Origin of the sequence: Methylobacterium sp. W2, assembly GCF_020662345.1 — a bacterium.
Lineage (GTDB): Bacteria > Pseudomonadota > Alphaproteobacteria > Rhizobiales > Beijerinckiaceae > Methylobacterium.
The window spans coordinates 22,321-45,294 of the sequence record NZ_VMOA01000028.1 but is presented as its reverse complement, the minus strand read 5'-3'; the positions used below and the strand labels follow the sequence as shown (position 1 = coordinate 45,294).

Sequence of the window (22,974 nt, the reverse complement as noted above, 5' to 3'; positions counted from 1 at the left end):
TGGTTCCGATCCTCCCGTCGTGGCCGATCCTGCCCCGTCACTGCACCTGCACGCTCGCCTTCACCCGCGCCTCGGCGGCCTCGATCGCCTCCGGCGTGCCGACATGGAGCCATTGGCCGTCGAGGCGCAGGCCGAACAGTCGCTCCCGCTCGATGGCGCGGTCGAACAGCAGGTTGAGGGAGAACGAGCCGTCGGGCGTGTCGGCGAACAGCTCCGGCTTGAGGATGGCGACCCCGGCATAGATGAAGGGGGCCACCTCGCGCTCGCTCCGGCGCTGGAGAACGCCACCGGCATTCATGACGAAATCCCCCTTGCCCTCGTAGCCGAGACTCGTCGCGGTCGGCGCGACGAGGAGGAGAATGTCCATCCGCTCCGGCTCCCAGGTCTCGAGGAGACGGCCGAGATTGGGCTTGGGCCCTTCGAGCCAGAACGAATCCGAGTTGAGGACGACGAAGGGGTCCGGGCCCAGAAGCGGCAGGGCCTTCTTCACGCCGCCTCCGGTCTCCAGGAGGGCGTCGCGCTCATCGGAAATTTGGATCGCCGGCGCCGTCCTGCGGCGTGCCAGATGACCTTCGAGCAGGTCGGCGAGGTAGTGGACGTTGACCACCGCCTGCCCGATTCCGGCTTCCGCCGCCCTGTCCAGGGCATGGTCGAGCAGGGCGCGGCCGGCCACTTCCACCAGGGGTTTGGGCACGGTCGCCGTGATCGGCCGCATGCGTTTGCCGAGGCCCGCCGCAAGGACGAAGGCGCGTTGGATGGCGGATACGGGGCTGTCGGACATTCCGTCGGCGTCTCGGAGGCGAGGGCTATGGCATCGGGTGCGGCGGCATCGTGGGGAACTCGCTCCTCGGGTCAAGCCCGAAAGCGCGGCCCGCCAGGGCAATCGCTTGAAGCGCTTGCCCTGGCGTTCTCGCCGGCCTCACTCGCGGGCGCCCGCCTCCGCGGGCTCGGGCTTTCGCCCCGCGCGACCCCGCCATCCCGGCGGTCTGACGGAAGCCGCCTCAGGCCTCGCCCTCCTCCGCTGCCTCCTTGGCCACCAGATGCGGCAGATGCTCCTCGTGCCACAGGCGAATGCGGGTGAGCGCCGGATGGGCGAGGTTGCGGGCGAGATAGCCCTCGATCCGCGGCAGATGGGCGAGATAGGCCGGCTTGCCGTCGCGCTTGTCGAGCCGGGCGAAGATGCCGAGGATCTTGGTGGCGCGCTGCGCGGCCATCACCGCATAGGCCCGCGCGAAGCCCTGCATGTCGAAATCCGGCTCGCGACTGCGCCGTTCACGCACGTAGAGGCCGAGCAGGCGCAGTTCGAATTCGGCCGTGGCGTCGACGCGGGCATCCTGCAGCAGGGAGGCGAGATCGTAGGCGGGGTGGCCGAGCACCGCGTCCTGGAAGTCGATGACGCCGATGCGCTCAAGCCCCTCGCGGTCGGGCATCCAGATCAAATTCGGCGAATGATAGTCGCGCAGGGTCCAGGTCGGACGCTCCGGCTCGACACCGCGCAACACCTCGGCCCAGAGCGCCACGAATTCGGAACGGGCGGGTGCGGGCAGCGAGGCGCCGATCACCGAGGGACAGTACCAGTCCGGCAGGAGCTCGGTCTCGAACAGCAGGGCTTCGAGATCGTAGGGCGGCAGGACGTGGTCGACCCCATCGGCGACGGGGAGAACTCCGGGGAGTTCGGTGGCGTGGAGCTTCGCCAACAGCCGCACCGCCTCGGCATAGCGCTCGGGGCGCGGGCCATTGGCATCCACCACGGGCTCCGAGCCGAGATCCTCGATGATGAGCAGGCCCTCGTCGAGATCCTCGCCATAGATGCGGGGCGCCGAGAAGCCGAGGGCGCGAAGGCCACGGTCGACGCCGACGAAGGCATGGACGCTCTCGGCGAGCTTGACGATGGCGCTGTAGGGCTTGCCGTTGCGCACCGGCGGCCCGTCCGGCCGGGCCGGGGAGATCATCAGCACGGCCCTGGTCCCGTCGGGCTTCACCAGCCGCTCGTAGGCGCGGGAGGACGCATCCCCCTGCATGAGGATGCGCTCCGCCTCGTCCCAGCCGCTTCGGTCGAGGAGGGAGCGGAGGGCTCGGGCGCGCTGCATGCGTGCGCGCATCCCGCCCTGGCCGTCGATGCGGGCAAAACGCGAGCCCTCGCCGAATTCCGGCCGCAGTGACAGGTCGACGGACAGGATCGGCCCCTCGCGCAATCCGAGGCGCTCCGGCCATTCCACCAGGGTGATCGCGGTCTCGGTCATCTCGTCGAAACCGAGTTCCACCAACTCGTCCGGCCCGCGCACGCGGTACAGGTCGGCATGGACGATCTGCCGGCCGTTCTTGCCTTCGTAGGGCTGGATCAGAGTGAAGGTCGGGCTCGGCACTTCGAGCTCCGGCTCGCCCGTGAGTTCGCGGATCAGCGCCCGCGCCAGGGTGGTCTTGCCGCCGCCGAGCCCGCCGGAAAGGGCGACGATGTCGCCCGGCAGCAGGAACTCCGCGAGAAAGCGGCCGAGATCCTCCGTGGCGCCCTCGTCGGGAAGGACGAAGGCCCAGGCGGCTTTGGTCTCGCGCCGGGGCTCGCCCGAACCGTCCTCACTCACCGCCACATCCTCCGTCCGAACCAAGCAGGTTTCGCCAAAGCGGTCACCGGGTCTGCGTCCCAAAACCTGCGATACTTCAAAGGCCTAAGCAAGGCGACGCGTTAGATCGCCAACGCGAACCTGCTCAGCCGCCGAGAACTCGAAGTCCGGCCACGGAATGGCCGAGACGCGAGGCGCGCCGCTCATCTAACGCAAGCACCCTTAATCAAAATCGCCACTCACCCTAAGGTGTGGCGCATGTCCGGGCCAGCGGCGCGAGCGGGCCGACCTCGTTTTCACCGGGGATGGATCGGGGTCGATGAGGTTGCGGGGAGACGTCAGGGCGCTGCCAACGCCGGAATGGGCCGGACGTCCGGGGAAAGCGCCGCGGCGACCATGTCGTCGCCGTGGCCTCGATGCCCATCGATCGAAGGCGTCATTCCGCCGCCGCGCGTTTCGGCTCCGCGACGTTCACGGGAAAGGTGCAGGTCACACGGGTGCCACTCCCCGGCTTGGAGACCAGTTCCACCCGGCCGCCGTGGAGCTCCACGAAGGAGCGCACGATGGAGAGGCCGAGGCCGACGCCGCGATGGCGGGTTCCCAGGGTGCGGCTCTCGAAGCGGTCGAACACCCGCGCGGCGACCTCTTCCGGCATCCCGCGGCCCTCGTCGCGGACGGTCAGGGTGAGCTCCGACTCCGTCCGGTGGGCCGTGACGCGAACCACCTGACCGGGTGAGGAAAAGCCAACGGCGTTGGAGAGCAGGTTGAACAGGATCTGGCGCACGCGCTTTCCGTCGGCGACGAAATTGCCGATGTCGGCGGGCATGTCGAGATCGAGGCCGATGGCGGATTCGGCCAGACGGTCCTCCAGCCCGCGGGCGGCCGCCTCCACCGTCGCCCGAACGTCGATGACCTCGCGGGCGAGTTCGAGGGAACCGGCATCGATCGAGGCGAGATCGAGAATGTCGTTGATCATCACGAGGAGCGCCCCCGAAGAGCGCATGATGTGGTCGGAATATTCGCGCTGGCGCTCGTTGAGCGCCCCCACGCTCTCGTCGCCGAGAAGCTGGGTGAAGCCGATGATGTTGGTGAGCGGCGAGCGCAGTTCGTAGGAGACGTGGTGGACGAAGGTGTCGCGCAGCTGCGAGGCCCTCTCCAAGGCATCGTTCTTGTCGGTCAGCGCCCGCTCCACGTTCACGCTGGCGGTGACGTCGATGAGGGTGAGCAGCGTCGCCCCCTCCGGCAGGGGCTGGGCGGCGCAATCGAGGACCGTTCCGTCCACGACCTCCAGGCGGCAGGTGAGGCCGGCCCGGCTCTCCAGCCCGGTGATGGCGCCGCGGATGTCGAGCCAGGGCTCCTCGTCCGGCGACAACTTGCGGCAGGCCTCGATCACCGTATCGACGCGGGGACGCTCACCGAGGGTCTCGTCCTCCAAGCGCCACAGGGTCGCGAAGGCGCGGTTGGCGAAGGTCAGGCGGCCATCGGCGCCGAACACCGCGACGGGTTCCTTCAGGGTGTCCAGGGTCTCGGCCTGCACCCGCATCAGGGCGTTGTAGCGGGATTCGAGCTTCACGTTCTCGGAGACGTCGTCGAACAGGTAGGTCAGACCGCCCTGGGGATTGGGATCGGCGACGACACGCAGCGACCGCCCATCCGGCGGATGCCACCAGGTTTCACTGGCCTCCACGGCGCGGTAAGCGGCGAGCACGTCGGATTTCCACGCCTTGAAGTCGGCCTGTTCGGGAAGCTTCCGGGCGGCGCGCAGATGATCGAGGATCTCACCGTCCAGGGGCCCGGAATCGAGGAAGGCCTGGTCCAGGCTCCAGAGCTGGCGATAGGCGGCATTGTGGAAGATCAGCCGCTGGCGCGCGTCGAACATCGCCACGGCGGTGGGAAGCTGGTCGAGGGTGCGGACGTTGGCGTCCATCTGGCGCTGCAGGTCGGCGCGGACGCTCTCCAGTTCCGAGACGTCCACGGCGATGCCCACGCGGCCGGAATCGATGACGGCCTCGGTGACGTCGAGGATGCGCCGACCGCCGGCCACCACCGCCGACAGGCGCTTTGCCGCCCTGCCCCCGGATGCCGTCCGGTCACCATCGCTGCGGGCGATGAGATCCCGCGCCTGACGGTCGAGGAGTTCGATCCCGTCGGCGATGGCCGTCTCGCGGCTTCCGGCTTCGACGGCGGCGACATAGGCCGTGTTGACCCAGGCCAGGCTGCCATCGCGGTTCCGGCGCCAGACCGGCTGGGGGATCGCGTCGAGGAGGTTTGCGAGGGCGGACAGGCCGCGCTTGGTCTCGTCGAGGGTCTCGCGCAATTCGGCGAGTTCGCGATGTTCCTCGGTGGTCTCGCGCAGACGCAGCAGGGCCCGTCCGGCCAGGGGCTGCCCGTGCGCGTCGATGATCCGCCCCGATTGGGCCCGCACCGTCATGCGGAACCCGGCGCCGCGTTCGCGCAACGCATCGAGGGCGGCTTCGATCGCGCCCGCATCCGCCGGCACCAGCCAGGTTCCGAAGGCGAGGATGAGCCCGGCCGGGCCGGGCTTCACGCGGTTGCCGTCGAAGGCGAGGGTGAGGTCGCCTTCGATGACGGCCTCGCCGCGCCCCGACCATGTGACGATGACCTGCCGCTCGGAGCTGAGCAGCATCTCGGCCCGGTCCTCGGAGCCGCGCAGGGTATCCAGATCGGCGATGAGGGCGCGCTCACGCCGGGTCCATCGCCCGCGCTCGCGCAGATGCAGCAGGGACAGGATCGTGGCGAAGACCGTGAGACCGATGAGGATCGCCAGGCCGGTGGCGTTGTGCATATGCAGCGGCAGGCCGAACCCCCACGACGATGGGTCGGCGGCATAGCCGGAGCCGAGCGTCGCCGCACTCGGCACCGGCGCAACCGCTCCCTCGGCGGAGGCCGCCGCGGCCTGTCTCACCATCGCGATGCCTGCCGCGAGGCCGACCGCGACAGAGACGACGGTAGCGCCGACACGCCCGTACAGGCGTGCCGTTTCATCGACCCTCATGACACGTACCGCCCCTACGAATCGTCGCTGAGGCGCAACTGCGCCCTACCCGCGACACGCCTCGAAAGGCGGCTGCGGGGTTACCTCCACATGAGGAATCACCCCACACTAGCGCGAGCCGGAATCCTGCCGGAAGAGGGTTAAGCTTAAGTTCACCATGTTGCCGATCGGTTGCCCGGGGATCGGCGCAGAAAGGACACACTCGCGGTGCCGCCGCGGCGCGGACCGTGCGACGAAAAAAGCCCGGCGAGACGCCGGGCCTTTCTCCTTGCGTATTCGAGCGCTGGCGAACGTCGCCGCCCGCCGGTCCGCTCAGTAGCGGTAATGGTCCGGCTTGAAGGGGCCGTTCTCGGACACGCCGATATAGGCGGCCTGATCGGGACGGAGCTTCGAGAGCTTCACGCCGATCTTCTCGAGGTGGAGCATCGCCACCTTCTCGTCGAGGGCCTTCGGCAGGGTGTAGACCTGACGCTCGTACTTGCCCGGGTTGGTCCAGAGCTCGATCTGGGCCAGGGTCTGGTTGGTGAACGAGGCCGACATCACGAAGGACGGGTGACCCGTGGCGTTGCCGAGGTTCACCAGGCGACCCTCCGACAGGAGGATGATGCGGTGGCCGTCCGGGAAGGTGATCTCGTCCACCTGCGGCTTGATGTTCGACCACTGCATGTTCTTCAGGCCGGCGACCTGAATCTCATTGTCGAAATGGCCGATGTTGCAGACGATCGCCCGGTCCTTCATCGCCCGCATGTGGTCGAGGGTGATGATGTCCTTGTTGCCCGTGGCGGTGACGAAGATGTCGGCGCGGGGAGCGGCGTCCTCCATCGTCACGACCTCGTAGCCTTCCATGGCGGCCTGGAGGGCGCAGATCGGATCGACCTCGGAGACCAGCACGCGGCAGCCGGCATGGCGCAGCGAAGAGGCCGAACCCTTGCCGACATCGCCGAAGCCGGCGACCATGGCGACCTTGCCGGCCATCATCACGTCGGTGCCGCGGCGGATGCCGTCGACCAGCGACTCGCGGCAGCCATAGAGGTTGTCGAACTTCGACTTGGTGACGGCGTCGTTCACGTTGATCGCCGGGAAGAGGAGCTTGCCCTCCTTGGCGAGGTTGTAGAGGCGGTGCACGCCGGTGGTGGTCTCTTCCGAGACGCCCTTGATCGAATCGGCGAGGCCGGCGAACCAGCCCTTCGGCTTCTCGGCGAGCTTCTTCTTGAGGAGGGCAAAGAAGATCTCCTCCTCTTCCGACTCGGGCTTGTCGAGGAAGGCGGTGTCGCCGTTCTCAGCGCGCAGGCCCAGGTGGACGAACATGGTGGCGTCGCCGCCATCGTCGAGGATCATGTTCGGCATCGAGCCGTCATGCCAGTCGAACAGCTTGGAGGTGTAATCCCAATACTCGGTGAGCGTCTCGCCCTTGATCGCGAAGACCGGGATGCCGGCGGCAGCGATGGCGGCGGCGGCATGGTCCTGGGTCGAGTAGATGTTGCACGAGACCCAGCGGATGTCGGCGCCGAGCGCCTTCAGGGTCTCGATCAGCACGGCCGTCTGGATCGTCATGTGCAGCGAGCCGGCGATCTTCGCGCCCTTCAGGGGCTGCGACGGACCGTATTCCTCGCGGGTGGCCATCAGGCCCGGCATCTCGGTCTCGGCGATCGAGATTTCCTTGCGGCCGTACTCGGCCAGGCCGATGTCCTTGACGATGTAATCCTGGGCCATGAGGTCGCTTCTCCGTCTCTCGCTTCGTTATGGCGAGGCGTATAGCAGGCGAACCGGCGGGAAGCAATCAAGACATAAAGATGTCTTTATACGTGTTCCAGGCTAGGCTTGGTTGGAACTCAGATAGCGGGATTTGGAGGTACCGAGAGGATGGGACGCTTCACCGACGAGATGCGAACGCGCCTGCCGGGCGGCTTCACGCTGCCGCCGGAGATCGCGGCTCTGTTCGACTGGATCGAGGAGCACGGCCTGCTGCACGACAGCCAACGTGTGCCCGGCGACAGGTTCGGGACGCTCCAGCCGCTGGAGCCGCCTTACCGCGGTGCGGTCGTTCTGTTCCGGGTCGAGTGTAAGGACGAGGTTCTTTCCTATGCCGAGGCCTGGTTCGGGAGCCCGGACCCCGCCGCGCGCCTGATCCCCTTCGCCCGGACGGGCGCGGATGGTTCCTATGCGGCTTTCTGGCTCGATGACGATGGAAGTCAGCGCATCGTTCATCTCGGTTCCGAAGGCGATGGCCTCTGCGTGCTCGGACAGACGCCCCTCGATTTTCTGCGGCTTCTGGCCATCGGTCACAACGAGTTGGGCACCGGTCTCGCGCTTCCCGACGCGGAGCCGGAGGACGAACCGGATTACGAGATGGAGGTCGACAACCCGCCCTTCCGGAATTGGCTGACGACGACCTACGGCGTGACGATCCCCAGAACGGTCTCCGAGATCGTACCGACACCGCCGGGCAGTGTCGCGGAGACGAGCGACGACCCGTTCTGGCGATGGGTTCGCCGATTGCAGGAAGCCAGGGACGGGGCCACCCCGCCCGGCCCCTGACCCGCTCTGAGGCTTGCCTAATGTCAGGCCGCCCGACGGGGCTCCTCCATGAGTTCGTCGGCGGGGCCGAAGAACTCGAACCGCACCCGCTCGGCCGGAACGCCGTGCCGGGCGAGGCCGTGGACGAGGGAGGCGAGGAACGGCTTGGGGCCGCACAGGTAGTAGGTCGCCTCAGTGAGCGGAGTCTCGCGCGCCAGCCACTCCGCCGTGATCAGGCCGCCGGCATCGTAATCGATGCCCTGGCGGTCTCCGCCCTCCGGTAGCGCGTAGAACGTCCGGACCTCGATATTGCGCGCTCGAGCCGCCAGTCCCCGGACATGCTCACGCATCGCATGGAAACGGCCGCTGATGGAGCCGTGGACGTACCAGACCGGCCGGTCGGCTCCTGTTTCGACCAGGGTCTCCAGCATGCTCAGCATCGGCGTGAGGCCGACGCCGCCGCTGACGAGGACGATGGGCGCGTTCGTCGAACGGTCGAGGAAGAAGTCGCCGGCGGGGGGCGCCAAGCGCAGGGCAGTGCCCGGCTTTGCCTCTGCATGCAGCCAGTTGGAGACGATCCCGGCCGGTTCACCCGGCCGCTCCTCACGCTTGACCGTGATGCGGTAGGCCCGGTCGTTCGGTGCGCAGGAGATCGAGTAGTTGCGCTTGAGCACGGCCTGCCCAGGCAAGTCGATGAGCATCCCGAGATACTGGCCGGCCTCGTGACGCAGGACCGCTCCGCCATCGCGCGGCGTCAGGACGAAGGACCGGATCGTGTCGCTTTCTTGCGTCGCCGATTCGACGACGAAGTCGCGCCACCCGTTCCAGCCGCCCGGCTTGTGCGCGAGGTCGCGCGCGATCTCCGCCTCGCGGCCGATCAGGATATGCGCCAGGAACCAGTAGGCCTCCCCCCATGCGGCACAGATCTCCGCAGTCGCGGCATCGCCGAGGACGTCCTGGATTGCGCCGAGGAGCGCGTCCGCCACGAAGGGGTAATGCTCCGGCAGGATGTTCAGGGCGACATGCTTCTGGGCGATCCGTTCGACCGCACCACTGAGCACACCGAGATCGTCGATGTGGCGCGCATAGGCCAGGACCGCGAGGGCGAGCGCCTTCGGCTGCGAACCGGTCTCGCCGTGATGCGACTGGTTGAACAGGTCGCGCAGGGCCGGATCGCGGAACAGATGCTCGTACATCCGCTTCGTGATCGTCAGCCCATGGGCTTCGAGGGCCGGAACGGTGGCCTTGATGAGGGCGATGGTGGCGGGCGTCAGGGGCTGGGACAAGGCGGGCTCCAAAGGTTCATTTCATATGAACCTTATCGCCGATGCGCGTCATAAGATGCAAGCGGAATGTATCTTTAAAATCCTGTAGGAGGGTGGGATGCGCCTGACCCGCTACACCGACTACGCCCTGCGCACCTTGATCTATCTCGGGTTGAACGAGACTCGGGTGAGTTCGATCGCCGAGATCGCGCGCGCCTACGGAATTTCAGAAAGCCATCTCACGAAGGTGGTGCATCAGCTCGGCCGCATCGGCCTCGTCCAGACCACGCGCGGTCGCGGCGGCGGCCTGCGGCTCGCGCGCGCACCCGCCGAGATCGCGGTCGGCGCCGTGGTACGGCAGACGGAGGAGGATCTCGCCCTCGTCGAATGCTTCGCGAACGGGGCCTGCGCGATCACCGCCCCCTGTCGGCTCCGAAAGGCGCTGGGCGAGGCGCTGGCCGCCTTCCTCGCGGTGCTGGACCGGTACACGCTCGCCGATCTTCTCGTGAAGGATGCCGCGCCCGATCTCGCCTTCCTCCTCGGCCTGCCCGCGCCGGCCGGAATCGCGCCGCCGGCGGTCGAGGCGACCGCTCCGGTCACCCCTGCGCGCGGTGGATGAGCCTCAGCTCTCGTCGCGCAATTGCCGCCGAATGATCTTGCCCGAGGTGGTCATCGGCAGGGAGTCGCGGAACGCGATCTCGCGCGGATATTCGTGCGCCGAGAGGCGCGAGCGGACGAAGGCCTTGATCTCGTCGGCCAGGGCCTCGCTCGCGACGATCCCTTCCCGCAGGACTACGAAGGCCTTGACGATCTCGGTGCGGAGCGGGTCCGGCTTGCCCACCGCCGCCGCGGAGGCGACCGCCGGGTGGCGCAAGAGGCAATCCTCGATCTCCACCGGTCCGATGCGGTAGGCCGCCGAGGTAATGAGGTCGTCCTCGCGGCCGATGAAATGGACGTAGCCGTCGGCATCCCGCCGGGCGGTGTCCCCGGTGAGCATCCATTCGCCGCGAAACTTCGCGGCGGTGGCCTCGGGTTGGTTCCAGTAGCCGAGGAACATCACCGGGTCGGGCCGGGCGACGCAGATCTCGCCGGGCTCGTCCACCGCCGTCTCGCTGCCGTCGGTGCGCTGGATCATGACCCGGTGGCCGGGCACCGGCCGGCCGGTGGAGCCGGCCCGGGCGATGCCGGCCGTCTTGCAGGAGGCGAGGACGAGGTTGCACTCGGTCTGACCATAGGCTTCGCCGATGGTCAGACCGAGTTCGTTGCGGACCCATTCGAACGTCTCGGGGCCCAGGGCCTCGCCGGCCGAGGCGATGTTGCGCAGGCGGGAGAGGTCGAAACGCCCGCGCGGGTCGGGCACGCCGCGCAGCATCCGGAGGGCGGTGGGCGGCAGGAACGTCGTCGTGATGCCGAGTTCGGCGATGAGCGCCAGGGCCGAATCCGGCGCGAACCGCGCGGTGGCCCGCGCCACCACCGGCACGCCGTGATGCAGGCTCGGCAACACCGCGTTGAGGAGGCCGCCGGCCCAGGCCCAGTCGGACGGCGTCCACATCAGGTCGCCGGGCTTGGGGGGGAAGTCGTGCATCATGGCGAAGCCCGGCAGATGGCCGAGGAGCACGCGGTGGGCGTGGAGCGCCCCCTTGGCGAGACCGGTGGTGCCGGAGGTGTAGATCATCAGGGCCGGATCGTCGGCCCGGCTGTCGATGGCCGTGAAACCGGCCGAGGCCGAGGCGATCAGTTCGGCATAGTCCAAGGCTCCGCCGATGGCGCCGTCGAGACAGACGAGATGGGCAAGGGCTGGGAGGGCATGGCGGATGCCCTCGATCTTCGCCAGTCCGGCCACATCGGTGATGAGCGCGGCGGCGCCGGAATCCGACAGGCGGTATTCCAGCGCCTCCGGGCCGAACAGGCCCGCCAGCGGCAGGGCGATGGCACCGAGCTTGTAGGCGGCGGCATGGGCGATCACCACGGCAGCCGATTGCGGCAGAAGCACCCCGACGCGGTCGCCCGGGCGCAGGCCGAGGCCGACGAGGGCGTGAGCGAGGCGGTTCGACGCCTCGCTCAAATCTCCGAAGGTCGTCGTCGTCACCGCCCCCGAGGGCGAGACCTCGTGGATCGCGGCGCGATCCGGCTCGATCCCGGCCCAGCGGTCGCAGACATCGACGCCGATGTTGAACCGCTCGGGGATGTCCCAGGTGAAGCCCGACACCAGGGCATCGTAATCGGAGGCCGGTTTCAGCACGACGACGACCTCACTCCGCGGCGGTTCTAAAGCCGCCGGCGAACACGAAATCCGTGATCGGACGGCGTCCGGTCGGGCTCTCCTTCGCGGTCTGCTCCTCCGTGAGATCGGCCGCCTTGGTCATGCGGCCGACGCCATAGGCGGCCTCGACCCGGTAGGTCGCCGGCACGTTGAGGGCCGTGATCGTACGCTCCCTGTCGAAGCCGGTCATTCCATGTGCATGCCAGCCCTGGCGGATCGCCTGGAGCTGGAAGTTCGCCGAGGCCGCGCCGGCATCGAGGGAATGGCTCCAGGACGGCTTCAACTCGTCGCCGACCTTCATCTGCGTGTTCGACACCAGGATGACGATGGCCCCGGTATCCTTCACCCATTTCTGGTTGCCGGGCACGATCAGGTCGAAGAACACCTGCCAGTCGGGCGTATCGCGCAGGGCGTAGAGGAAGCGCCAGGGCTGCGAGTTATACGCCGACGGCGCCCATCGGGCCGCCTCGAACATGCGCAGCAACTCCGCTTCCGGCACGGCCTCACCTGTGAAGGCGCGCGGCGAGCGGCGTTCGATGAAGAGCGGATCGATCTCGTGGTCGGTCTGACGAGGCGGCAAGGCAATCTCCAAGGATGACGAATCCGCAGGGCACATTCGTGCCAGCGGCGCGTTCAGGCGGAGATGCACGAGGTTGGGTGCAAAGCGCAAATGTCCCCTGCGGACCCGAACCGAAGGGTCGCTGAATTCTAACTTAAGTTGTATAAGAATCGATCAAATTTGAACGATCGTTTTCAGGAAAGTCCAGCGCCATTAGGTATATTCATCCACGCTGGTAAGATGTTTGACACAGCGATGGGACGAAACGCCAATTTCGAGGTTTAGGACGGTGTGGTCCAAAGCTTGGGCTCGGGTGACTTCGGGGCGAATGGCCGTGAGCCGTGGACGCATCGCGTGACTGAACAATCAATATGCCGGTTGAAGATTGACGCGAAGCCAGCGCTCGATGCCTCGAGCGTCGGCGAAGACGTGCGCATGCTCAATGCCATCGATCGGCAGTTGCACACGCAAAGCTTGAAGCTCGCCTTCGACCCCGCTCTCGAAGCACGCTTCGAGGAGGACACGCGCGAGAAACGCATCCGCGACATCCGTCGTACGATCATCCTCGGCATGGTGGTTTTCCACATCTACAATATCGCCGGTTTCGTGACGACGCCGGACCTGGCCCTGCTCAATGTCGGGTTGCGCGTCTTCGCGATGACGCCGCTCGCTCTGCTCATCATCTGGGCGGTGGGGCGGGTCAGCGGGCCGGTTCGGGAAGCCATCGGCGGAATCGGCATGCTTGCCGCCACCGGCATCCCCATCCTGATCTTCTGGATGGGAACGGGCCCCCTGGTTTCGCTGACCACCGCAACGATCTGGCTCAGCGTCCTCTTCGCCAACATCACCCTGCCCCTGCGGTTCTTCTGGGCCTGCTTCCTGTCGGGCATCACGGCCGTGGCCACGGTGGCGGGTCTGTGTCTCAAGCCGGAGATCGTTCCTTCCGTGGGGGGCGTCCTCGGTCTCGACATGATGACCGGCATCCTCTTCAGTCTCGTCGCCACCTACCGGATCGAAGCCGCGAACCGCCGGGACTATCTCGTCAACCTGCGCGAGACCCTGCGCGCCAAGCGGTTGGCCGAGGACAACACGACCCTCGCCCACCTCTCCACCACCGATTCCCTCACCGGCATCGCCAATCGCCGGGCCTTCGCCCGCGAGCTCTCGGAATTCTGGGAAGCCAGCTTGGCTGGCCGGCATTTCGCCGTGATGTTGATCGACGTCGACCACTTCAAGCTCTTCAACGATCATTACGGCCACGGCGCCGGCGATACATGCCTGCGTGAGGTCGCAACCCTCCTGGCCAAGACGGCCGCGGGCTCCGGGGCGTTCGTGTGCCGCTATGGCGGCGAAGAATTCGCCGTCCTCATGCACACCAAGGACCCCGACGAAGCCTATGGATTCGCGGAACGGTTCCGCCGCAGCGTCGCCGAGAAGGGCCTCCTGCACGGCAACAGGAACGACGATCTCGGCTTCGTCAGCGTCAGCATAGGGGTGGCGACGAGTTGCGGGGTCGCGGCCACGGCCGGGGGATTGGTCGAGGCGGCCGACATGGCGCTTTACGAGGCGAAGGGCACGGGCCGGAACCGGACCTGCCGCAACGGCAAGGCCGGCCACGGCGAAGGGGGCCCCACAAGACGCGTGGCGGCCGCCCATTGGAGCGTCAACCAGAAACCACCTATCGCCAAGGCGGGATGACCGGCACGCCTAGACAGGTTCAGCAAAAGTGGTCGCCGGTCCTGCATCCCAAAACCCGCGACACTTGGAGAGCCGAATCACCGCGAACCTGCTTAGGGGCATGGTCTCGATCAGGGCGGCGAGGCGATGAAGGCATAGCCGACGCCGCTCCTCTCGATATGTCCACGGTTGGTCAGGTGCATCCCGGCCACCGTCAGCCCCTCCACCACCGCCCTGTCGAAAACCCGCCGCCGCGTCGCCAAGGCCTCGGCCCGGTCGAGATCCCAGATCACGGACCAATCGGGATGCGGCATCTGCAGAATGCGGGAGTGGATCACGTCGCCCCAGACCAGCAGGCGCTGGCCGCCATCCTCGAAGAGCAGGCCGGCATGGCCGGGCGTATGGCCGGGCAAGGGGACGGAGGTGACGCCCGGCATCAGGTCGGCATGGCCGGCGACACGCCGTACGCGCCCCGCATAGGCAGCGAGAACGGCCAGGGCGGTGTCGAAGAACGGACCCATCTCCGCCGGAGCTCGGGCGCGCGAGGCCGGATCGCTCCAGTAGGCCACCTCGGCGTCCTGCACCACGATCTCCGCATTGGGGAAGCGCGCCGCGCCGCCGGGAAGGAGCAGGCCGCCGGCATGATCGACGTGGAGATGGGTGAGCCAGACGGCGTCGATGCGGGATGGATCGACCCCGCGAGCGGCAAGAGCCGCCGGCATCCGCCCGAGATCGGGGCCGAACAGGGTGCCGCAGCCGGCATCCGCCAGGCACAGCCGCGTCCCGCGGCGGACCAGGAACGCATTGACCGGCTCCGGCGAAGGACCAGCCGGCGGGAGGCCGGCGGCGGTCAGCAGAGCGCGCCCCGCCTCGCTGTCGGCAGCCGGAATCATGCTCGGCTCCAAGGGGAAGACGCCGTCGTCGAGAGGCTCGATCTCGAACGCGCCGACCCGGTAGATCGCGGCGGCGGGAGTGGCCAGGGCGGTCTCCGACCACAGCAACGGCAGCAGCGGCGCGGCGCCGAGCAGAGTTCGGCGTGTCAGGCTGGGGAGCGCCGGGGAGGCGGGAGGTGTCGAGCCGTGCATGGTGATGGTCCTGACGTCGATCGTGGTCCGATTGTCGCGCAGGTCTTCGCCCGATGCGAGGGAAACCGTCCCGATGGCGGGCGGGAATTCTTCCCGATCGGTTCGGCCACCGCTTGCCCGGAGGGGCGCTATCGTTGCCAGATGCCGCAGGGCGCGGTCGCGCCGATCCTCTCGGCCGGGATGCGCTCATCATGAATCGTCCGGCTCATCCCTCTTGCAGCCTGGGCCTCGGCAGCATGCGCTTCCTGATGGTAGCGGCTCTCTACCTTGCCGGGACGCGGCCGAACTCGCCCGTCAGCCCGGCCTCGGCAGCGCGGAGAACGGCCGGAGGCTGCCCGCCCCGAACTGGCCGGCAATGCCGACGGTCCTCACCATCGTTCCGGGGATCTGCGTCGCGATCGTGATGCGGGCCGAGGCGACGCAGCGCCTGTGCGGCGGATGGGCCGGGGTCGGTAACCCGGCGCCGGCCTGGTTTCCGGGCTCTGTTCGACCTGACCGTCGACGCGTCGGCGCCGACCCTGCGCAGCATCGATTGTCGCGGTCGCTTCATCGGACCGTCGGCGCCTTCGCCGAGCGCGGAGCCACCTCCACCCAGGCCTGGCGGCAGATCCGGCCGATCCTCGCGATCGCGACCGCCATTGACCCTCGCCATGGCGGTCCTCACGGCCCTGACGGCGCCTCCCCTGCTCGCGCCGGTCGGTGCCATCATCGCCGGTCTGCAGGGCCTCGAGCGTGGCGACGCGGTGAGCCGTCTGCCTCGATTCGGCATCATTCAGTTCGACAGGATCGCCGGCGCGTTCGACGCCATGGCCGCCCGCCGGCGGGCTGCGACAAGGCCAGCGCGCTGACGCTCAGGCTGTTCCAGGTTCAGGAGGATGAGAGGCTATCCGCAGGGCTCGCGCTGGATCGCGGCCTACGCCGGTCTCGTCCAACCGGAAGACGAGGCCGGCGCGGGCTGGGTGTGAACTAATCGACGACCTTGGCCGTGGGCCGGTCGTTGCCCTGGGCGGTCTCGTCGTGCCAGGCGCCCTTGCCGTCCTGATAGCGGATGCCTTCCGTGGAGCCCGGCACTTGCTGCTCGGCGGCTGCGGCCTGGGCGGCCTGCAGGGCTTCGTCGTGGCTGGGGAAGGTCTCGGAGAAGACGTCGCCGACCTTGTAGGCGAAGCCGCCATCGTGTTCAACGATGCGATAGGTGATCTCGGACATGCTGGTTTCTCCTCGCTGTGCCGGCGTGTCGGCATCAGGGTCATCGGCAAGGCGAACGGGGCGGGCCTGTCCGAGGTTCCGTCGCGGGATCAGTGCCGGGTGGGCGGAATGGGGTCCAGGACGGCCACGGCGGCCTCACAACCCGCAATCAGAGACTCCCGGACATCGCTTGGGTCGAAGCCGATGGCATCAGGGAACGCCATGACGTGAGAGGTATCTCCCCCTTCCCGGAGAATCCGACAGATCCAGCCCTCGACGACCCGCTCGAAGTGCACCTCGTACCGTGTGCCGTCATGCTCGAATTCGTGAGGGTCCATCTCTGTGTTCCTTCCGGGCCGGCGGATCACGGCCCGTCCCGTGGGCCTCGCCGGATGTGGGAAGCCGGGCTATGGCGTCAACGACCGAATGGAATGCGAAAGATCCGGCGATGCGCCTTCTCCTGCCTGCTGCGTCCCTCTGCGCGATTCTCGCCTGTCCGGCGGCCTTTGCCCAATCGGGCGGAAGCCTGTTCGGGAGTCCCGAGCGCGTGCCGGCCAATCCGTTCGCGTCGAACTACCCCTCGGCCGCCCCACCCCGCGCCTACCCCGCCTACGAACGTTCACCGGGCGGGGAGGTTCGGCGACGCGCCGTGCGACCGCAGCGGACCGATGAGTTTCTTCCACCCCGCGACATCCCTCGGTGATGCGCCCATAGGGGGGGTCAACTCTGGCTCAATTCACCGGCGATGGCGGTGACGATGCGGGGATCGTTGGGTTCCACCGACGAGGGATAGGCGCCGACCAGACCTCCGTCGCGGCCCACGAGATACTTGTGGAAGTTCCAGTTCGGCGTGGAGCCGGGCTTCTCGGCGGCGGCCCAGCGATAGAACGGATGGGCTTGAGGGCCACGCACATGGGTCTTGGCGGCAACCGGGAAGGTGACGCCGTGATTCTTGCGGGCCGCCTCGGCGATGGCGACGCCGTCGAGGGGCTCCTGATTGCCAAAATCCGGCGACGGCACAGCAATCACCGTCAGACCGCGCCCGCCGAAGCGCGTCCACAGAGCCTGAAGCCCGGAGAACTGCCCGGCATAGCCGCAGGCGGTGGCGGTGTTGACGATGAGGATCGGCTTGTCCGCGAAATCCTTCAGGGCGATCAGCCCGCCCTCCGGTTTCTCGAAGGTGAAGGCCCCCGCCTTGCCGTCGCTGGCCGCGGCGCGCGCGCCGGTGGCGATGACGGTGCCGAGAAGAATCAGGGCCTGGCGGCGAAGTAGGGTCATCGAGGGTCGCTCCCTTGCAGAGCCGAGGATGGGAATCGGCCCGCCCGCGACCCTGCCGAAACTAGTCCGGCCAGGCGGCCTGTCCACCATCGTGCGCAAGGAGGGTGGAACCTTTCGCAAGGGCTCAGCTTGAGCGAGGACCGAGTTCGACCCCCGAACCCAGAGCGGAAAGACACGCCCTATGCGCATCCTGTTGCTTGCAGCGACCCTCGCGACGCCCCTCGTCTTCGCGGGAGCGACGATCGCCGCTGCTCAGACGACGGAACCGCAGAATGCGGGCACGGCACCAGTGCCGGCGGCGCCCGCGACCCTCAGCAACGATCTGCGTCCGACCTTCGTCGCCCAGACCCCCACGGACCGGGTCACGTCCAAGCTGATCGGCCTGACGATCCAGAACGGCGCCAACGAAACGATCGGGGAGATCGCCGACATCGTTCTCGACGAGGGCAGCACCATCAAGGCCTGGGTGGTCGGCGTCGGCGGCTTCCTCGGCATCGGCACGAAATACGTGGCCGTCGATCCCAGCGCCCTGAAGCTCACCCGCGTCGACGACAAGACGCTGAAGGCGACGATCGAGACCAACAAGGATCAGCTCCGCGCCGCACCGGAATATGTCTATCTCGGTCAGGCCAAGCCCAATTCCGGCGACGCGAAGCCGGCGGACACGAAGGCGTCCGAGACCAAGCCGGCGGAGAGCAAGACGGCCCCCTGAGATCGATCTTGCCGCGCATCCCGGTCGCGGTCATCAAACGAAAGAGGCGGCCGAGACATCGTTGCCTCGGCCGCCTCTCTCGCTCAGGATCCCAGATCCGGTCAGCCCGCCTCAGTTGCGCGTGCAGAGAGCCTCGCGCACGGTGCTGGCGACCGCGTCGTTCCTCACTTCGTTCGTGACGAACACATCGTCGGCCCCCTCGTCGATCACGTTGGGTAGAGGGTCGCATGACGGCTCGTTGGCGAAGACGATCCGCAGGTCTGGCCGCAATGCGCGTGCCTCCAGAACCAGCTTGGTGGAACACAACTCGCCTTTGAGGCTGATATCGGTCACCAGCACGTCGACCGGGAGGCCGAGCGCCAGAATCGTCATCGCATCGACACCGGAATCGACGGTGGTCGCCGAGTAACCGGCACGCCGGATCTGCGAGGCGACCTCGTCGCGCCAGTGCTTTTGTCGTCCGGCGATCAGAACCTGAACGCCATAGGCTCCACCGGTGGAAGCCGTCGATTCCATGATGGAAGCTCCTCGTTCCTGTCGGGACTTGCCTGGATCGGCATGAGCCGCCACCGGCACTGCGATTACTGTGCGACGCAGCATCGTAAGATGCGATGGTATCGCAAGACAAGGAGCCTTTGCCGGCAGGCGACCTGTATCAAGGGAATTCCTCTCCGGCTCGACTGTTCCCTAGATCGGAGGCGCATCCGCCTCTCCGGCGGTTGACGGGGCGGCAGCGCACGGGGCAACACGGCCCCGCCGCGCGACGCCAACATGCGCGGCGGACAGCCGGAGCCGGACCGACCGATGTCATCAACCAAAGCCACTCCCGTCTCGCCCCTCGCCCCGACGAGCGTGCCCGAGCTCCCCCCCATCGGCGGCGTCGGCATCGCCACCGCACAGGCCGGCATCCGCTATTCCGGGCGCACCGACGTGCTCTACCTCGCGATGCAGCCGGGAACGCAGGCGGCGGGGGTGTTCACCCGCTCCAAATGCCCCTCGGCCCCCGTGGATTGGTGCCGTGAAGCCTTGGCGAGAGAAGGCGCCCGCGCGTTGATCGTCAATTCCGGCAACGCCAACGCCTTTACCGGCGCGCGCGGCCGGGACGCCGTGGCGCTGACCGCCAAGATCGGCGCCGAAGCGGCCGGATGCCGGCCCGACGAGATCTTCATCGCCTCCACCGGCGTCATCGGCGAACCCCTCGACGCGACGAAATTCGAGGGCGTGCTGGCGGATTGCGCCGCGCGGACCGAGACCGGCCCCGAAGCCTGGGCGGCGGCGGCCCAGGCGATCATGACCACCGACACGTTCCCCAAGCTCGCCACCCGCACGGCGACGATCGACGGGACGCACGTGACGATCAACGGCATCGCCAAGGGTGCGGGGATGATCGCCCCCGACATGGCGACGATGCTGAGCTTCGTCTTCACCGACGCGGCCCTGCCGCAAGTGGTGCTCCAGACCCTTCTGAGCGCCGGGACGCAGACCAGCTTCAACTGCGTGACGGTGGATGGCGACACCTCCACCTCCGACACGCTGATGCTGTTCGCCACCGGAGCCGCCGGCAACGCGCCCGTGACCGATCCGGGCGATGCACGCCTGTCGGGCTTCCGCGCGGCGCTGGACGACCTCTTGATCGAGCTGGCGCAGCTCGTCGCCAAGGATGGCGAGGGCGCGCGCAAGTTCGTTACCGTCAACGTGAAGGGCGCGACGAGCAACGCCTCCGCTCACCGCATCGCCATGTCCATCGCCAACTCGCCCCTGGTGAAGACGGCCATCGCCGGCGAGGACGCCAATTGGGGCCGCGTCGTGATGGCGGTGGGCAAGGCCGGCGAGCCCGCCGACCGCGATCGCCTCGCGATCTGGTTCGGCGACGTCCGGGTCGCCCGCGAAGGCGCCCGCGACCCGGATTACAGCGAGGCGGCGGCGAGCGCCGTCATGCGCGAACCCGACGTCTCGGTGACGGTCGACCTCGGTCTCGGCGACGGCACGGCGCGGGTTTGGACCTGCGACCTGACCAAGGGCTACATCGAGATCAACGGGGATTACCGCTCATGAGGCGCCTCCTCCGCCGGGCGGCGGCGGCGAGCCTCGCCCTCGCCCTGACGATTCCCGCCTTCGCGATCCCCGCCTCGGCGGACGACGACAGGCCCAAACACGAGAGCCGCATCGTGGTGACGGGCCGCGCCCGCGCCGAGACGCCGCCGGACTTCGCCTCGGTGGAGATCGGGATCGAGGCCAGGGGCGCGACGCCCGCCGCCGCCCTCGACGGAGCGAGCACTGTCGTCCGCGCGCTCATCACGCTGTCGTCCGGGTTCGGCGTCGGCGAGACGGATATCGGCACGACGGCGGTCACCCTCACCCAGGCGACGCGGGAGCTGCGCCAGCCCGACGGCAGCATCACCGAGAAACCGGACGGCTACCGCGCCGCCAACAGCGTGCGGGTGCGCCTCGCCGATATGGGCAAGCTCGGCGAGCTGATGCGCAAGGCCTTGGACGCGGGCGCCAACCGGATCGAGGGCGTGGCGTTCGGCCTGACGGATCCCAACGCGGCGGAAGCCATTGTGCAGGTGGCGGCCATGAAGGATGCGATGGCGCAGGCCGGACGCCTCGCCGAAGCCGCCGGAGTGAAGCTCGGAGCGCCCCTGCTGATCCAGACGACGCCCCAGGGCGGCGGCATGCCGATGGCGATGGCGGCGCCTCCGATGCGGTCCAAGCGCTCCGGCGTGCCGGTGCCGCTCGCGGCGGGGACGATCGAGACGAGCGCCGAGGTCTCGGCCAGTTTCGCGATCCTGCCGTGACGCCGCCTCCGTTCCGCATCCTCCTCGTGGTGGCGGTCGCCCTGGTGGATGCGGATGGCCGCGTTCTCCTGGCCCAGCGCCCGGAGGGCAAGCAGCTCGCCGGTCTCTGGGAGTTCCCCGGCGGTAAGGTCGAGCCGGGCGAGCGGCCGGAGGAGACGCTGATCCGCGAGTTGCGCGAGGAGATCGGGATCGAAGTGAAGGAGCCCTGCCTCGCCCCTCTCACCTTCGCCAGCCACGCCTATCCCGACTTCCACCTGCTGATGCCGCTCTATGTCTGCCGCCGCTGGGAGGGCACGCCCCGTTCCATGGAGGGGCAGGCGCTGAAATGGGTGCGCCCGCGCGCTCTTAAGGAGCAGCCGATGCCTCCGGCCGATGCGCCGCTGATCCCGTTCCTGGTCGATCTCCTCGGGCCTTGATGGCAAAGCCCGGCCGCTACAGGTTGTCCGTCGGAGGCGGGAGGCGGGGAGCATGGCGCGCAAGGCAACGGTGAAGGCGATCCCGGAAACAGTCGCGGTTGAGAAGCCGAAACGCGTCTCGCGCAAGACCACGCCGTCGCCCGAGACCCTGGCGCCGCTGGGACTCGACCGGTTGATCGGCCTTGTCCTCGACGAGACCGCGCGCAACCCCGCCTTCAAGAAGCTCGTCACCGCGGCGATCGCCGGATTGCAGGGCCCCGATGCCGTCGCCGCCCTCGTCGACCGGCGGCTCACCGCCCTGGAGCGGGCCCACGGCTACATCGACTGGCAGAAGCGGCGTGCCTTCGCCGCCGATCTCGACGCCACGGTCTCCACCATCGTCTCGGAACTGGCTCCCCTCGACGTGGACGCCGCCCTCAACCGGTTGATCCGTTTCCTCGGCGGAGCGCAGGGCGTGCTGGAGCGCGTCGACGATTCCAGCGGTCAGGTAGTGGGCGTCTACGAACGGGCGACGCATGCCGCCGCCGATCTGGCGCTTCGGCGTCCCCCGGCCGACGCCGCCCAATTGGCCGTGAAACTGGTGCCGCTCCTTGAGACGGACGGGTTCGGCATCCTCGATGCCCTGCTGCTCACGGTGGTGGAGGGCCTACCCGAGACCGCACTGGAACCGGTCGACGCGGCCCTCGCCGCAGCGACGCCACCAGAACCGAAGGCGTCGGGTAAGCCGCCATCCCGATCGGCTGCCTTCGGCACGCAGGGCTGGGACCGGAAGATGGAGCGCAGGCGTCTGCTGCGGATGCGACAGGCCCTGGCCGACCGGCGCGGCGATGTCGAGGCTTTCATCGCCCTCGAACAGATGATCTCCCCCGACCATCCGGACAGTGTGGCCGTGGCCGAGCGCCTGCTTCTGGCGAACCGCGCCGCCGAGGCACTCGATTGGATCGAGCGGCCGCAGAAGCGCGGAGTCGTCGTCGTCACCCGCGAGCAGATGTTGACGGGAAGCTTCGACCCGGACGCGCCCCAGCGTGAGCGAACCTCCCTCGAAATCCGTATCCTCGACGCTCTCGGCCGCAGGGAGGAGGCACAGGGGAAGCGCTGGGCCTGTTTCGAGGCTCGTCTCGACCGCGAGATGCTGCGCGATTACGTTGCCAAGCTCCCCGATTTCGAGGACGAAGAGGCGCTCGAGCGCGCCTTCGACCATGCGGCCTCTCACGCCGACCCCTACCGCGCCCTGCATTTCCTCGTGCATTGGCCCAGGCTCGACCGCGCGGCGCGCCTCGTCATCGACAAGGCTGCGACATGGGACGGCAACCGCTACGAAATCCTCGCTCCCGCGGCGGAGGCTCTGGAAGAGGCGAGCCCGAAGGCGGCCAGCCTGCTCTACCGCTGCATGATCGACGACATGCTGAGCAAGGGCCGCTCCAGCGCCTACGGTTACGGCGCCCGCCACCTCCTGACCCTCGACGCCCTGGCTCAGCGTCTCGAACCGGGCGACCTCACGCCTGACCACGCCGCCTATCGGGACGCCCTGCGCAAGGCGCACGGGCGGAAATCGGCCTTTTGGGAGAAGGTGAAGGGCTGAGCGATGCGATGGACGCCGTCTCCGCTTCACCGATCGCCTGATCCCGAGCCGAACAGTCCC

Annotated in this window: 21 protein-coding genes; 9 read left to right on the top strand and 12 right to left on the bottom strand. The window is 68.1% G+C overall.

The features are described from left to right. Positions 1 to 37: 37 nt before the first annotated feature. The 4 genes from FPV16_RS16165 to ahcY form a co-directional block, all read right to left on the bottom strand. Positions 38 to 781 (bottom strand): nucleotidyltransferase family protein, encoded by a 744-nt coding sequence (locus FPV16_RS16165; RefSeq protein ID WP_227439410.1) that lies wholly within the window; start codon positions 779 to 781, stop codon positions 38 to 40. Between the two features lie 220 nt (positions 782 to 1,001). Next, complete coding sequence (gene tsaE, locus FPV16_RS16160; protein WP_227439426.1) at positions 1,002 to 2,588, bottom strand: tRNA (adenosine(37)-N6)-threonylcarbamoyltransferase complex ATPase subunit type 1 TsaE; 1,587 nt, start codon at positions 2,586 to 2,588, stop codon at positions 1,002 to 1,004. A 409-nt stretch (positions 2,589 to 2,997) separates the two neighbouring features. Further along, positions 2,998 to 5,577, bottom strand: a complete 2,580-nt coding sequence (locus FPV16_RS16155) for a sensor histidine kinase (RefSeq protein ID WP_227439409.1) — start codon at positions 5,575 to 5,577, stop codon at positions 2,998 to 3,000. 312 nt (positions 5,578 to 5,889) lie between these two features. Next, positions 5,890 to 7,290: an adenosylhomocysteinase gene (gene ahcY / locus FPV16_RS16150; protein WP_227439408.1), complete on the bottom strand. Its 1,401-nt coding sequence runs from the start codon at positions 7,288 to 7,290 to the stop codon at positions 5,890 to 5,892. 150 nt (positions 7,291 to 7,440) lie between these two features. Here ahcY and FPV16_RS16145 point away from each other — a divergent pair, with 150 nt between their 5' ends. Continuing rightward, positions 7,441 to 8,115 carry a hypothetical protein gene (locus FPV16_RS16145; RefSeq protein ID WP_227439407.1) on the top strand — a complete coding sequence of 225 codons (675 nt, stop codon included), beginning with the start codon at positions 7,441 to 7,443 and terminating at the stop codon, positions 8,113 to 8,115. Between the two features lie 23 nt (positions 8,116 to 8,138). On the opposite strand, the gene hmpA is transcribed toward FPV16_RS16145, so the two are convergent. Then, positions 8,139 to 9,380 carry an NO-inducible flavohemoprotein gene (gene hmpA / locus FPV16_RS16140; protein WP_227439406.1) on the bottom strand — a complete coding sequence of 414 codons (1,242 nt, stop codon included), beginning with the start codon at positions 9,378 to 9,380 and terminating at the stop codon, positions 8,139 to 8,141. Positions 9,381 to 9,477: 97 nt separating this feature from the next. On the opposite strand from hmpA, the gene FPV16_RS16135 reads away from it, so the two are divergent. Then, on the top strand, positions 9,478 to 9,978 hold the full coding sequence (locus tag FPV16_RS16135) for an Rrf2 family transcriptional regulator (protein WP_227439405.1): 501 nt from the start codon (positions 9,478 to 9,480) through the stop codon (positions 9,976 to 9,978). A 3-nt stretch (positions 9,979 to 9,981) separates the two neighbouring features. Here the strand turns inward: FPV16_RS16135 and FPV16_RS16130 are convergent, their stop codons facing one another. After that, complete coding sequence (locus FPV16_RS16130; protein ID WP_227439404.1) at positions 9,982 to 11,601, bottom strand: AMP-binding protein; 1,620 nt, start codon at positions 11,599 to 11,601, stop codon at positions 9,982 to 9,984. A 10-nt stretch (positions 11,602 to 11,611) separates the two neighbouring features. Further along, positions 11,612 to 12,238 carry a nitroreductase family protein gene (locus FPV16_RS16125; RefSeq protein WP_227439425.1) on the bottom strand — a complete coding sequence of 209 codons (627 nt, stop codon included), beginning with the start codon at positions 12,236 to 12,238 and terminating at the stop codon, positions 11,612 to 11,614. A gap of 378 nt (positions 12,239 to 12,616) precedes the next feature. On the opposite strand from FPV16_RS16125, the gene FPV16_RS16120 reads away from it, so the two are divergent. Beyond that, entirely contained in the window at positions 12,617 to 13,879 is a 1,263-nt protein-coding gene (locus FPV16_RS16120) for a GGDEF domain-containing protein (RefSeq protein WP_227439403.1), read from the top strand. A 110-nt stretch (positions 13,880 to 13,989) separates the two neighbouring features. On the opposite strand, the gene FPV16_RS16115 is transcribed toward FPV16_RS16120, so the two are convergent. After that, complete coding sequence (locus tag FPV16_RS16115) at positions 13,990 to 14,943, bottom strand: MBL fold metallo-hydrolase (RefSeq protein ID WP_227439402.1); 954 nt, start codon at positions 14,941 to 14,943, stop codon at positions 13,990 to 13,992. Between the two features lie 650 nt (positions 14,944 to 15,593). On the opposite strand from FPV16_RS16115, the gene FPV16_RS16110 reads away from it, so the two are divergent. Next, positions 15,594 to 15,791 (top strand): hypothetical protein, encoded by a 198-nt coding sequence (locus tag FPV16_RS16110; protein WP_227439401.1) that lies wholly within the window; start codon positions 15,594 to 15,596, stop codon positions 15,789 to 15,791. Positions 15,792 to 15,909: 118 nt separating this feature from the next. Here the strand turns inward: FPV16_RS16110 and FPV16_RS16105 are convergent, their stop codons facing one another. The 3 genes from FPV16_RS16105 to FPV16_RS16095 form a co-directional block, all read right to left on the bottom strand. Next, a complete protein-coding gene (locus FPV16_RS16105; RefSeq protein ID WP_027170783.1) occupies positions 15,910 to 16,149 on the bottom strand; it encodes a hypothetical protein in 240 nt (79 codons plus the stop codon). 89 nt (positions 16,150 to 16,238) lie between these two features. After that, positions 16,239 to 16,466 carry a hypothetical protein gene (locus FPV16_RS16100; RefSeq protein WP_227439400.1) on the bottom strand — a complete coding sequence of 76 codons (228 nt, stop codon included), beginning with the start codon at positions 16,464 to 16,466 and terminating at the stop codon, positions 16,239 to 16,241. A 382-nt stretch (positions 16,467 to 16,848) separates the two neighbouring features. After that, positions 16,849 to 17,406: a glutathione peroxidase gene (locus FPV16_RS16095; RefSeq protein WP_227439399.1), complete on the bottom strand. Its 558-nt coding sequence runs from the start codon at positions 17,404 to 17,406 to the stop codon at positions 16,849 to 16,851. A 181-nt stretch (positions 17,407 to 17,587) separates the two neighbouring features. Between FPV16_RS16095 and FPV16_RS16090 the strand changes: the two genes are divergently transcribed. Continuing rightward, positions 17,588 to 18,118, top strand: a complete 531-nt coding sequence (locus FPV16_RS16090; RefSeq protein ID WP_227439398.1) for a PRC-barrel domain-containing protein — start codon at positions 17,588 to 17,590, stop codon at positions 18,116 to 18,118. A gap of 111 nt (positions 18,119 to 18,229) precedes the next feature. On the opposite strand, the gene FPV16_RS16085 is transcribed toward FPV16_RS16090, so the two are convergent. Next, on the bottom strand, positions 18,230 to 18,634 hold the full coding sequence (locus FPV16_RS16085; protein WP_227439397.1) for a histidine kinase: 405 nt from the start codon (positions 18,632 to 18,634) through the stop codon (positions 18,230 to 18,232). Positions 18,635 to 18,922: 288 nt separating this feature from the next. Between FPV16_RS16085 and argJ the strand changes: the two genes are divergently transcribed. Genes argJ through FPV16_RS16065 form a run of 4 tightly spaced genes read left to right on the top strand, consistent with a single transcriptional unit; the run spans position 18,923 to position 22,914 of the window. Next, on the top strand, positions 18,923 to 20,173 hold the full coding sequence (gene argJ, locus FPV16_RS16080) for a bifunctional glutamate N-acetyltransferase/amino-acid acetyltransferase ArgJ (protein ID WP_227439396.1): 1,251 nt from the start codon (positions 18,923 to 18,925) through the stop codon (positions 20,171 to 20,173). Continuing rightward, a complete protein-coding gene (locus FPV16_RS16075) occupies positions 20,170 to 20,916 on the top strand; it encodes an SIMPL domain-containing protein (protein ID WP_227439395.1) in 747 nt (248 codons plus the stop codon). Before argJ ends, FPV16_RS16075 begins: the two co-directional genes overlap by 4 nt. Next, complete coding sequence (gene mutT, locus FPV16_RS16070; RefSeq protein ID WP_227439394.1) at positions 20,913 to 21,332, top strand: 8-oxo-dGTP diphosphatase MutT; 420 nt, start codon at positions 20,913 to 20,915, stop codon at positions 21,330 to 21,332. The genes FPV16_RS16075 and mutT overlap by 4 nt, the downstream gene beginning before the upstream one ends. A gap of 52 nt (positions 21,333 to 21,384) precedes the next feature. After that, positions 21,385 to 22,914 carry a DUF6880 family protein gene (locus tag FPV16_RS16065; protein ID WP_227439393.1) on the top strand — a complete coding sequence of 510 codons (1,530 nt, stop codon included), beginning with the start codon at positions 21,385 to 21,387 and terminating at the stop codon, positions 22,912 to 22,914. Positions 22,915 to 22,974: the final 60 nt, after the last annotated feature.